Source organism: Vibrio metschnikovii CIP 69.14, assembly GCF_000176155.1.
In the GTDB taxonomy this organism is placed as follows: domain Bacteria; phylum Pseudomonadota; class Gammaproteobacteria; order Enterobacterales; family Vibrionaceae; genus Vibrio; species Vibrio metschnikovii.
Genome location: NZ_ACZO01000007.1, coordinates 249185 through 261258, shown reverse-complemented (window position 1 = coordinate 261258; position 12074 = coordinate 249185). Strand labels below are relative to the sequence as shown.

Genomic DNA, 12074 nt, shown 5'->3' with positions numbered 1-12074 from the left:
GCTCAACATTGGTGCATATATGGTAATCAGGAAAAATGAAAATTTACAATGTAAACTGAGTATTGGCTAACAAGAAAACCTTTAGTAAAAGAGAGAATGAGGAGTTAACGATTATGAAGAAAGTACTTATGCTGCTGCTTCTCATTTTTGGTTTAGCGTGTGCGGGTGCTGGCTATTACCTATTTTATTACAAGCCAGAGCAAGAACGATTAGAGGCTTTAAATCAACGTTTGACGCCTGAAATACCAATATCTGAAGAGTATGAGCCAAGTGATCCTGCTTTTGTTATGCCAGAGATCATGGACTATTACGTCAATGAACCTACGCTTGGTGTGCGCGAGCAACCTGATAGAGATGGATTTGTCCATCGGTTACTTTATCGTGGCGAACCGGTGTTTTTGTATGAAAAACAACAGGGTTGGGGGAGGTTAACGCCTTTTTACGTCTATGAAGAAGGGGGCCCTGAGGTAGCAGAGTGGATTCCGTTGGATGGATTGGTGGTTGATCCACCCGTGATCACACCTGAAGAGCGCCGAGAAACTGTGCTGAGTTATATTATGAACTCGGATGATTTAGATATTTTTCAAACCATGTTTATTCAAACCACCGATCGACTCTTGAGTGACAAAACCTGTGTGCCCGGTGATTTTAAAGAGCTTGGGGGATGGGTGCGATCCGTTCGTTATCGGTCTGAGGACGTTTATTTTGTCTATTGTGGTGGTTTAAACCAAGCGAATAAAATTTATCTTAATGCACAAACTGGAACGATTTTTTATCAATAATCATGAGGACGCGATCTACGGTTTAGGATTAGCGATAGAGGCATTAGTTATATTTGACGAAAATTTTACTTGAGTCACACTTCACTCAGTTCTACACTGAGCTGTCCTATTAAGAATGAACTGATCATGCTTGAACGTATAACGTATTTTTTCTGGCTAGCTTTTCTTGCGTTGTTATTGCCTTCGCAAGCATTGGCGTGCGCGGAAAATTACCCTACCTCAAGTATTACTCTCAACCATTCTGTTTTAGATACAGCTTCACACAGCGTACAAAATCCATTTGAGTTTGATTCGCAAGAGAGTCCGATCGATGTCGATTCGGTGCCAACCAGCGACACGTTGGCGAAAAGTATTACCCAAGCCATTCTTAATCCGCCTCGCTTGCAGCTCACCGAGATCAACTTACCTCTCGATAATGGCTTTGATTTTCCTCATCTTGAAGGAAATCACGCTCTGCCTCGTTTTATCGATGCAGAGAGCTATGCTGCCCAAACTTGGATTTCCATTCCCTATCAGCATTTTCATGCCTCACATCGTCTTTCTGGCTGGAAAGAGACCAACGCGATGTACGTGGCATTAAATAGCCATTTCCTTTCTGCTTAATCTCACATTTACGTGACAATGTCACAATTTTAGTTTTTTAACTCGGCTATGCCCGAGGAGAGAGTTATGCAGAGAAAAACCGCTAAAACGCCAGCGCGTATTATGAATCGCTATGCGACATGGAAATACGTGGTATTGGTTATAACCGTTGTCTTACTTGGTTTAAGTGCTATTCCTACTTGGTATGGTGAACAACCATCAATTCAAATTGAGTCTAATCAAAAAGACAGCCCTTTAAATAATGTAGTAACCGTTAATCAACTGCTGCAAAAGCAGGGAATTAATGCACAAGAAATCCGTCAGGAAAATAACCACACCACGTTGGTTTTTAAAACCGAAACAGAGCAAACTCAAGCGCGTAAACTTTTAGATAATCTCGTGCAAGAAGGAGAAAGTTTAACTTTTTCTTACGTTTCAGTCGCTCCACCTTGGTTCACACAAATGGGATTTACTCCAATTAAGTTCGGTTTGGATTTACGCGGTGGCGTACAGTTTTTGCTTAATGTCGATGTCGATAAGGCGTTTCAAGAGCAACGAGATGGCATTACTGATGAAATAAAAGAGATGCTCGTTAATCAACACATTCGCGGTGTGAGAATTGAGCATGAAGGTAATGATGGCTTTTTAGTCTCCGTCAACTCACGAGCCTCACTCAATAAAATTAGTCAGTTTGTCAAAGAAAATTATCAAGGTTGGGAGGTGAAGTCGTCTTCTGATCAACTGACAGTGCAACCCAGTAAGCAAAATAAGTTGGATTTTCAATCAGCGACCATCCAGCAAAACTTGAAAATCATGCGAGATCGTATTGAAGAACTTGGCATTACCGAAGCTTTAGTTCAGCGTCAGGGTGAACATAGTATTCGTATTGAGTTACCTGGGGTACAAGATCCTGCGCAAGCGAAAAACGTCATTGGTGCAACGGCAAGCTTAGCGTTTTATGAAGTCAATACTAGCGGTATAGCTGGCCGTGATGATTTACAACTGAAAGACAATAATGGTCAGTTAGTGATCTTGCATAAACGTCCAGTTTTAACAGGTGATCATATCGTTAATGCTCGCGCGGGTATGGACAAAATGGGCCTTTCTGAAGTCAATATCTCGCTTGACCACGCAGGTGGCAAAGTAATGAGTGACTTTTCGGCCAAGCACATTGGCAAACCCATGGCTACCGTGTATCGAGAGTACAAAACCAATGCTAATGGAGAGACGGAGCGCAGCGAACGCGTGATCAGTGTGGCGACTATTCAATCGCAATTGGGGAGCCAGTTTAGAATTACCGGTGCAGGCTCAAATCAAGATGCTCAACAATTAGCGCTATTATTGAGAGCCGGCTCACTCACGGCTCCAGTGACGATTGTCGAAGAAAGAACCATCGGTGCATCACTCGGGGCAGAAAATATTGAAAACGGTTTTGCTGCCTTGGCATTGGGCATGGCATTAACGTTAACCTTTATGGCGTTATGGTATCGCCGTTTAGGCTGGGTGGCGAACGCGGCTCTACTGATCAATATGGTCTGTTTATTTGGTTTAATTGCTCTGTTACCGGGGGCAGTATTAACCTTACCGGGGATCGCTGGCTTGGTGTTGACGGTCGGTATGGCGGTGGATACCAACGTACTTATCTTCGAACGAATTCGCGATAAGTTAAATGAAGGGCGTAGTTTTGCCCAAGCGATTGATAAAGGCTTTAGCAGTGCGTTTAGCACCATCTTGGATGCCAACGTTACCACGATGATTACTGCGATTGTGTTGTATTCGATTGGCAATGGACCGATTCAAGGCTTTGCATTAACGCTGGGATTAGGTTTGATCACCAGTATGTTTACCGGTGTATTTGCATCGCGGGCATTAATTAATTTGATCTGGGGACGTGATAGTCGCCGAGATGTGAGGATATAACGATGGTGACTTATCTAAAACAACATATTCGACAGATTCGACACATTACCAATATCGTTTCGATTGCTTTAACCCTGTTAGCATTAGCGGCTTTTGCGATTCGTGGTCTTAATATGGGACTGGATTTCACTGGCGGAATGGTAACTGAAGTCAGAGTGGATAAATCATTAACCCACGATCAAGTGTTGAACGTTCTCAAGCCGGAGCTGGGCGATTCTACCAGTGTGATTCAGTCTGGTGAAGAAGGGCGCTGGGTCATTCGTTACCCGTTAGTAGAAGAGCAGCAAAGTGCTCCAGAAATAGAGACGTTACTGAACACCATTTCATCTCAGATTGAAGTGGTGAGTAATAGCATGGTCGGCTCACAAGTTGGTGAGGAATTGATCGATCAAGGTGGCTTAGCATTATTGATCTGTATCTTATGTATATTAGGCTACCTTTCATTTCGTTTTGAGTGGCGGTTGGCGAGTGGTGCCTTACTGGCGCTATTGCATGATGTGATCTTAGTGCTCGGTTTTTTTGCGGTGACGCAAATGGAGTTCAACTTAACCGTTTTTGCCGCCACCTTAGCAATCTTAGGGTATTCACTGAATGACTCGATCATTATTTCCGATCGGATTCGTGAACTACTGGTTGCCAAACCCAAAGCACCGCTGGCAGAGATCAATGATCAAGCGGTGATCGCAACCTTCTCTCGCACGATGGTGACTTCAGGGACCTCATTAATGACAGTGTCTGCTCTTTGGTTAATGGGCGGCGAACCATTACAAGGCTTTGCTATTGCCATGTTTATCGGGATTATTTCTGGCACGTGGTCATCCATTTCCATCGGTACCGTGCTCCCTGAATGGTTACATTTAGAGTCCAAGCATTATCTGCCAGTTGAAGTTGATATGGCGCCTTAAACATCGGAACCCCCTTGATAATCTCAAGGGGGTTTTTTATACCGTTTATCCCCTTGCTACGTGAAGCAGCAGGAGTGTTGGCTACGTTCGTTCACCTCAATCACATAGTCTGTCTATGCTCATCGGCGCTCACTTGTCGGTCAAGTGGTTTGGGTATAGATTTTAGGAACGGTAATGATGGCAAGCATGACGAGATATATTTAATTTACGCATTTTTGAACGTAGCGTATTTGGATTAATAGCGAGTAGTTTCGCTGCTCCAAAAGGACCTTCTATTCTTCCGTGGCAATGACGTAAAGCATTACAAATATGGTCATATATCACCTTCTCTAAACTAAGGAATGATGAGACTTCCGAATGACTTTCACTGCTTAGTCGAGATGTGGTCGGCTCTTGCAAAGAGTCAGGTTGTAAGATCAACGATTGTTCAATGGCAAGATATTTTCCCTGTCCTAAAATCGCCGCTCTTTCGATGATGGCTTGTAATTCCCTGACATTACCTGGCCAATGGTAGCGTTTTAAGTAATCTATCTGTTCATCACTTGGTAAACAAAGAGGTAAACCTAGACGATTGGACGCTTTGTGAGCAAAATGTTCAGTAAGTTGTTGCATATCACCAAAACGTTGGCGCAATGCTGGCAGATGAATTGGAAAAATATTAATACGAAACCACAAGTCCTCTCTAAATAATCCTTGCTGGACAGAGAGTTCTAAATTTCGATGTGTAGCAGCAATAATACGAACGTTAACGCTGATTTCTCTCTCCCCTCCAACCCGAGTAAATGAGCCTTCTTGTAATACTCGTAACAAACGCACTTGAGCCGCTAAACTTAATTCACCTATTTCATCTAAAAATAACGTACCGCCATCAGCGCGTTCAAACCATCCTTTTTTTTTGAGAGATTGCACCAGTAAAGCTGCCTTTCTCATGCCCAAATAATTCTGAATCAATCAGTTCCGAAGGGATCGCACCACAGTTTACTCGAATAAAATCGTTTTGAAATCGCTGAGAGTGATTATGGATATAACGGGCAATCACTTCTTTTCCAGATCCGGTCTCCCCAAGGATAAGAGCTGTAGAATCAGTCAGTGAAACCAATTGTACTTGCTGCATTGTTTGTTTTAGACCGTTATTTTCGCCAATAATCATTTTCGTCATACTCATTTTTCGAGGAATACCTGTTAAATGTAAATGGTTTATTGTTATTTAGAAATGAGTTTTTATTCCATATAGTAATAAAAAGTTATATGGAATTTTTTAGCGAAATAGAGATGTAAAAACCATTAATTTTCAGTTGATTACATTGATGTTTAACTAATTTATAAAATTCACTGATTTGGCATGACTTGTGCAATCAATAGGTTACATTCATCTATATTGATTAGGGATTGAGTATGATAGATAAAATTTTGGTGATTCCAGGTTATAAAGGCAGCCCTAATGGGCATTGGCAAACATGGCTTCAGACTCAATACCCTAACACGGAGAGGATAAAGGCGATTGATCACCATAAACCGATTCTTAGTCAATGGTCAGCACAAATCCAGCAGTATCTAGACCAGCAAACGCTACCCATTATCATCGTTGCTCATAGCTTCGGTTGCTTAGCCGCTTTAGATGCTATCGCTCGAAAACAGTTACAATCGAAAGTGAGTGGTGTCTTATTTGTTGCACCGGCTTCCCCGTATCGATTCACTTCTTATGGTCATAGGGCTGATTTTCCGAACGAACGTTCGATTGTTGAAGCGTTAACAATTCGCGCCCTTGGTGTTTTGGGGACCATGGTAGTGAGTAGGAATGATCCTTGGATGAACTACGACCATGCTTGCTGTTTAGCTTCTGATTTGGGCTTACTGACTTACGATGCGGGTTATGTTGGTCATATTAATATTGACTCAGGACATGGACCATGGCCGGAAGTAAAAGCACTTATTGATGATATTCAATTACAAGTCCAACGAGATGTTAATTCATTTAAATAATATTTATTTAAAATTAGTAATTAGATTTAAATTTAGGGAGGAGTAATAGATATCAATATCCATGATTAAAAACTACTAGATTATCTATTAATAGAATATTTAACTTTACCTAAATTTAAATATCACTGTTTTTATGGTGAGGGCCTATTAAATCTTAATTTTATGATTTATTAAACACCTACGTTTTTACTCACTAGTCATAACGTTTTCGTGATAATGGTTTTATTAAAATAAAATATAAACTACGGAGGAAATAATAATGCATGAATTACCAACGCTATCTTTATCCGAACTTTACTCCAATAGAGACCAATTTATTTATTCACTTAGCCGAGTTGCAAGAGAAGTTGGTTTTTTTTATCTATCAGATTTTGGTGTTAATAATGAAAAAATCAATCATATTCATCATATAGCTACTGATTTTTTCACTTTATCTTCAGAAGAGAAAAATAAAGTTTCCATGATTAACTCCCCACATTTCAGAGGTTTTTCTGGTATTGGAGAGGAAAAAACCAAAGGGAGCATAGATATACGTGAACAGTTTGATGTCATGAATGAAGAACCAGTAAGGCAATTAGAAGACTCACCGTTATGGATGAATATTTATGGTCCTAATCAATGGCCAGAAAGTATTCCTCATATGCGTGAGCTTATTTTAGACTTTATGAATGATCTGTCTTTTATTGCTCAAGAGTTGTTATCAGCCTTTGCTTTGGCGTTAGAACAAGATCCCGATGTATTTAGTCACTCGATAATGGGTAATCCATATCAACATCTAAAGTTGATCCGTTATCCTTATGTTGATTCGGCACAGAGCTCTTCACGTCAAGGCGTAGGAGCACACAAAGACCCAGGTTATTTAACTTTACTTCTCCAAGATAAGGTTAGTGGTCTCGAAGTATTAATTAATGATAAATGGCTCGCGGTTCCGCCGAAAAAAGACACCTTAATTGTGAATATTGGTGAATTACTTGAGCTTGCTTCAGATGGTTACTTAAAGGCGACTGAACATCGTGTAGTTAGTCCTAATCATGGACAGGAGCGGTTCTCTATTGCGTATTTCATGGGGCCTAGATTAGAGAGTCGAGTGCCTAAATTATTTTTACCAGAAAGGTTAAAAAATCAAGCTTTAGGTCCAACTTCAGATCCTAATAACCCACTATTCTATCAAGTGGGAGATAATGTATTAAAAGGGCGTTTAAGATCTCATCCTGAAGTGGCTAATAAATATTATAAAACAATCGTTAAAAACTAAAAAAGTAGATAAATATGAATAATAAAACACAATTACTACACAGTAGTGTAATAGAAGATCAATTTGGCTCATTAACTATACCCATTTATCAAAGTAGTGCATTTGAATACCATAATTTTGAAAATGGTAAAAAGATTTTTTCAGGCGAAGAAAATGGTTATGTTTATAGCCGAATGCGTAATCCAACCATTAGTATGTTAGAAACTCAATTAGCGAATATGGAGGGGGCTGAACAATCTTTAGCTGTTTCGAGTGGTATGTCAGCAATCAGTAGTGTATTACTCTCTTTATTAGATACCGGCGATGAATTAGCGATTGTCGATCCTATTTATGGAGGAACACAAAGTTTATGCGATAACTTACTGGTTCGAATGGGCATAAAAGTTGTTCATTACGCTGATGTATCGGATTTAACTCTGCGAGCAAATCCCAATACTCGAGTTATATTTTTTGAATCTATCTCTAACCCAACCGTCAGAGTTAATGATATTCATTCAGTTGTTAGTACAGCTAGAAATATAGGTGCGATTACAGTCTGTGATAATACTTTTTTATCTCCTGCTGTACTCAAGCCGATAGAATTGGGTATTGATATTGTTGTACACAGTGCCACCAAGTATTTAAGTGGTCATGGAGATATTATTGCTGGCGTGATTTCAGGGAGCGACCATTATTTAAATCTCATCCGTGGAATATCCAATAAGCAGCTTGGATCATACCTTGGTCCTCAAGAAGCCTACTTATTACATCGAGGTTTAAGGACTCTATCTTTGAGAATGGAACAGCACCAAAATGGAGCATTTAAAGTCGCTGAGTTTTTAGCAAAGCATCCTCTGATAGCAAGAGTCTATTTCCCTGGATTAGAAACCGAAAGTCGTGATGATAAAAATCCGCCAGTATGGGGAGCGATGGTCAGTTTTGAATTAAGATCCGATCTTAATGCGGTAAGAAAATGCCTAGATAGTCTGGTGCTATTCAAACAATCGGTAAGTTTGGGTGATTTGGAAAGTTTAGCTTGTCATCCTGCGACGACAACTCATTCTGGCTTAGATAAAGAGCAGAGGGAGAAGTATGGGATAACCGATAAACTGATTCGTTTAAGTATCGGTGTTGAGCATCCTGATGATCTCATTGCTGATCTAAGCCAAGCGATAGCGTTGGCTCATGATAAAGTTAAGGGGGCATTTGTGTCTGTTTTATAATAAAAATGGCGAGCATAAAAGCTCGCCATTTTCTGTATTCAATATTAAAAACAGGTTATCAAACCATCGCTTTATACCCGAAAGCGATTGACCGTGCTTTGTAATTGAGCGGCGAGTTGACTGAGTTCAACGCAGGCTTGAGCGGCACTTGATGAACCTTGCGCGACTTGTTTCGCTGACTCATTAATCCGTTCAATGTTGCGGCTCAACTCTTCACTGACGGAATCTTGCTCACCACAAGCGCTGGCAATTTGAATCGTCATATCAGCAATTTGCGCACTTTGGGTGCTGATTTGTTCGATGGCTTCTTGAGTCTGATGACTTTGATTGACACATTGGCCCATTAACTCGCTGCTTTGTGCTGTTGCTTGACGCGCTTTTGCTGCGCAACTTTGTAAGTTCTGGATAATAGCCACAATGTCACCTGTTGATTGCTGAGTTTTCCCTGCAAGGGCTCGCACTTCATCGGCAACTACGGCAAAGCCACGACCTTGTTCGCCAGCTCGCGCGGCTTCAATTGCGGCATTGAGAGCAAGCAAATTGGTTTGGTCAGCAATATTGCTGATCACATCCACCACCATATTAATTTGTTGCGCTTGATCTTCCAGTTCTAGTACGCGTTGCTCGGCTTGAGAAATCTCTTGTGTCACTTGGATAATAGAGTTAGCGACTGCATTCATTTGTTGTGCGCCAGTGATGGCTTGTTGATTGCTATCACGCGCAGAATCTGAAGCCACTTCGGTATTACGTGCGACTTCTGCTACTGTGGATTTCATCTCTGTCATTGCGGTCGCAATTTGCATCACTTCTTCTTGCTGCTCGCGCATACCTTGTGAAGTTTGTTCTGAGACGGCGCTGACTTCATCAACCGCTTGAGTTAATTGTGTTGCACCGGCGACAATTTCTTCGACCATCACGCGCAAGTTATTTTGCATGGTGGTGCAAGCGTCAGCGAGTTCACCGAGCTCATCTTGGCCAATTTGTTGGCGATCCATTTGATGGCCTAAGTTACCATCAGCAATCGCGTTGGCTTGAGTAACCACTTGTTGTAAAGGACGGCAGATTAAATTCGCCAGTAGCCAAGTCATGAAGACCATAAAGCCAAGCAGGGCAACAATACTGGAAATAGAGAATTGACTAATAGTATCAATTAAATCTGTTAATTCAGTGCGGTTATTATCGACATAGGAAAGGTTCAGTTTTAGTAACTCATCCACCGCCAGTTCTAGACGCTCAAACGTTGGTAAAGCATTTTGTAAATCTTGTTGAGCCTTTGTCATGTTGTGATTCATGACATCATTATTGAATGAGCCAAGAACACGCAGATACCCTTGCCATAAGTTTTTGACTGGCATAAAAATTGAGCGCTCATGATCGCTCCAAATACTATTTTCATAGCGGGTTAAATCTGCTTGAATAGTCCGATAGTGGTCGTCCATCCAGCGCATATCCTCAGCGATCTCGTGGCTATCCGTTGAAGAAAGTAAACCAATTTGTGCTCGACGTACCGATGACATATTGTACTTAATGGTATTGACCATCATCATGGATGGTAAGGTATCGTCGGTCAGGTTAAGTACATCGTGTTGAATAGAGTTAAGAGAGCGGTAAAGGTATGCGCCAAAGATAATATTGACGGCAGCAATAATACTAAACGCCAGCGCAATTTTTTTGCGGATAGCTAAATTTTTTAAAAACGACATGGTAGTGGGTGACCTCGCGGTAAAAACTAATCGGTCACATCCGTATGATGATATACCCTTGCTGCTGGAAGATAGCGGTATTGCATGGTTTTCACCACAAAGCTTCTCTTTGTGTATCAAGCATACATTTACTTGCTATATAGCGAGCCACTTCAAGTACTGTGGGTAAGTTATCCCTAGTAATAGCCAGTGTGTAAGAATTATCTGACTATCTAATTGGCGCGGATTCTAGCACGAAGCGTAGGGTTTAGCCAAAAAAATATGATACTAATCACATTAAAACGCTGAATGTGATTAAATGTTGAACGATTGGTGGGCTAAATGACTATATTGCAGCCCAGCGAAACGATGGGCTGCAAAGACAGGTTTAGTGATGATGCTCGTGTTCAGTAGTGCCTAACCAAGTAATAAACTGAGGGATAAAGCCTAATTGGTGACGCTGTACAATCCGTGGCTCAGTCACACTGAGTTGCAGCACCGTTTGGTCAGCCGGATTGGTGATGAATAACTGTTGATTTCTCGGATCGAAGGCCATTTGGATCCGTTGGCCTTCTGCTAATGTTGGTACATTGTCCCAGAGCGATAAACTGAATTGCTGAGCAAAATTATCCGCCGCATGATAAGCGATCAACCGTGCTTGTGGCGTAACGATGAATAAGTACTCCTCGGTGGTTAAATAGGCGAGGGTGCGTTGAGTTTGCTCGGTTTTCCAGTCGATTTCCTGAAAATGACCATTTTTCAAACTAAAGAATTGCTGGTTATTCGCCACCGCAAGTAGCGTGTCATTAGCAGGATAGCCAAATAACGTTCCAAAGCGAGTACCGTTGTTAAACGTTGGATTATTGATGGATTGTGAAGTTATCGTTTCCCCCTGTACATTGACGACAAGCACGTGCTCTAAACACGCAAAAGCGACCAAGTTTGCCGTTTGCGCACTGCCATGTAAAGCAGGGCAGTCTTGAGCCGTGAAGCTCTGGACGCGATGAAAATGGTCACCGTGTCTTTTCAGTGCAATCACTTTATCCGGCAAGCTAGTGGTGCTTTGATCTTTAATGCCAGTAAAAGCGAAATCTCTCAGTAACTGAGCAGTACCATGCTGGGCATGGTCAAAGGAATGGATAGCGACACTAGAAACTTGACCTATCGATTGCTCATCTAATACGCGAAATTGCGCGTTTGCGCTAGTCGTGTTATCACCATCAAAGAACAGCGCGACTTGATCTTGTGTAACGTCATAGTGGGTTGGCTTTACTCCCTGATAGCGTTCAGACAACAATCTCGGACTATGATTGTGCAAATGATAATGATCGCCATGTTGTTCGGCGACAATACCACTATCAATCACTTCGACGTGATCAAAATTTCGTTGCAGAGCTAGGGCGTATCGCCCCTTTGGACTGGTTTTCAGCCCTGAGGGTGTTTGTTGCAAAGTAAATTGAGTGCGCTGACGCCAAGCTTGGCTATCAAACAGGTGTAGTGTTTGGCTATTGTGTTCTGAAATCAGCAGCCGAGAAGTAATCATTGAGTGATGATGATCGGAGTCTTCGTTACTGGTCGCGTTATTTTCACCTTCTTGACAACCTAATAGCAATAATACGCTGAGTGACAGTGCCGCCAGCCGAGGGGCTTGACGATGAGATAGAGATAACATGGATTTTTCCTTAAGTACCATAGTAGTAGTTGATTGTTGATATGTTATAACATAACATTCGTTGCCATCAATAGGTAATCAATAATCATTG

At 41.5% G+C, this 12074-nt stretch carries 11 protein-coding genes; 7 read left to right on the top strand and 4 right to left on the bottom strand.

The window, feature by feature from the left end:
- The first annotated feature begins 113 nt into the window (after window positions 1-113).
- The 4 genes from VIB_RS12935 to secF all read left to right on the top strand — a co-directional run bounded on the left by VIB_RS12935 (window position 114) and on the right by secF (window position 4189).
- A complete protein-coding gene (locus VIB_RS12935) occupies window positions 114-782 on the top strand; it encodes a hypothetical protein (RefSeq protein WP_004396659.1) in 669 nt (222 codons plus the stop codon).
- Window positions 783-908: 126 nt separating this feature from the next.
- Window positions 909-1385, top strand: coding sequence for a hypothetical protein (locus tag VIB_RS17085; RefSeq protein ID WP_050782751.1), 477 nt, complete (start codon window positions 909-911; stop codon window positions 1383-1385).
- 66 nt (window positions 1386-1451) lie between these two features.
- Window positions 1452-3284: a protein translocase subunit SecD gene (gene secD, locus VIB_RS12925; protein WP_004396658.1), complete on the top strand. Its 1833-nt coding sequence runs from the start codon at window positions 1452-1454 to the stop codon at window positions 3282-3284.
- Between the two features lie 2 nt (window positions 3285-3286).
- On the top strand, window positions 3287-4189 hold the full coding sequence (gene secF, locus VIB_RS12920; RefSeq protein ID WP_004396657.1) for a protein translocase subunit SecF: 903 nt from the start codon (window positions 3287-3289) through the stop codon (window positions 4187-4189).
- Window positions 4190-4351: 162 nt separating this feature from the next.
- On the opposite strand, the gene VIB_RS12915 is transcribed toward secF, so the two are convergent.
- Both VIB_RS12915 and VIB_RS18230 read right to left on the bottom strand, forming a co-directional pair.
- A complete protein-coding gene (locus VIB_RS12915; RefSeq protein WP_050782750.1) occupies window positions 4352-5098 on the bottom strand; it encodes a sigma 54-interacting transcriptional regulator in 747 nt (248 codons plus the stop codon).
- Window positions 5067-5348: a sigma 54-interacting transcriptional regulator gene (locus VIB_RS18230; protein ID WP_256593213.1), complete on the bottom strand. Its 282-nt coding sequence runs from the start codon at window positions 5346-5348 to the stop codon at window positions 5067-5069. Before VIB_RS18230 ends, VIB_RS12915 begins: the two co-directional genes overlap by 32 nt.
- A 236-nt stretch (window positions 5349-5584) precedes the next feature.
- On the opposite strand from VIB_RS18230, the gene VIB_RS12910 reads away from it, so the two are divergent.
- The 3 genes from VIB_RS12910 to VIB_RS12900 all read left to right on the top strand — a co-directional run bounded on the left by VIB_RS12910 (window position 5585) and on the right by VIB_RS12900 (window position 8629).
- A complete protein-coding gene (locus VIB_RS12910) occupies window positions 5585-6172 on the top strand; it encodes an RBBP9/YdeN family alpha/beta hydrolase (RefSeq protein ID WP_050782748.1) in 588 nt (195 codons plus the stop codon).
- A gap of 259 nt (window positions 6173-6431) precedes the next feature.
- Window positions 6432-7427, top strand: a complete 996-nt coding sequence (locus VIB_RS12905; protein ID WP_004396655.1) for an isopenicillin N synthase family dioxygenase — start codon at window positions 6432-6434, stop codon at window positions 7425-7427.
- Window positions 7428-7441: 14 nt separating this feature from the next.
- Window positions 7442-8629: a trans-sulfuration enzyme family protein gene (locus VIB_RS12900; RefSeq protein WP_004396654.1), complete on the top strand. Its 1188-nt coding sequence runs from the start codon at window positions 7442-7444 to the stop codon at window positions 8627-8629.
- Window positions 8630-8700: 71 nt separating this feature from the next.
- On the opposite strand, the gene VIB_RS12895 is transcribed toward VIB_RS12900, so the two are convergent.
- A complete protein-coding gene (locus tag VIB_RS12895) occupies window positions 8701-10332 on the bottom strand; it encodes a methyl-accepting chemotaxis protein (protein WP_040905099.1) in 1632 nt (543 codons plus the stop codon).
- 367 nt (window positions 10333-10699) lie between these two features.
- Window positions 10700-11983 (bottom strand): hypothetical protein, encoded by a 1284-nt coding sequence (locus VIB_RS12890; protein ID WP_004396652.1) that lies wholly within the window; start codon window positions 11981-11983, stop codon window positions 10700-10702.
- Window positions 11984-12074 lie beyond the last annotated feature (91 nt).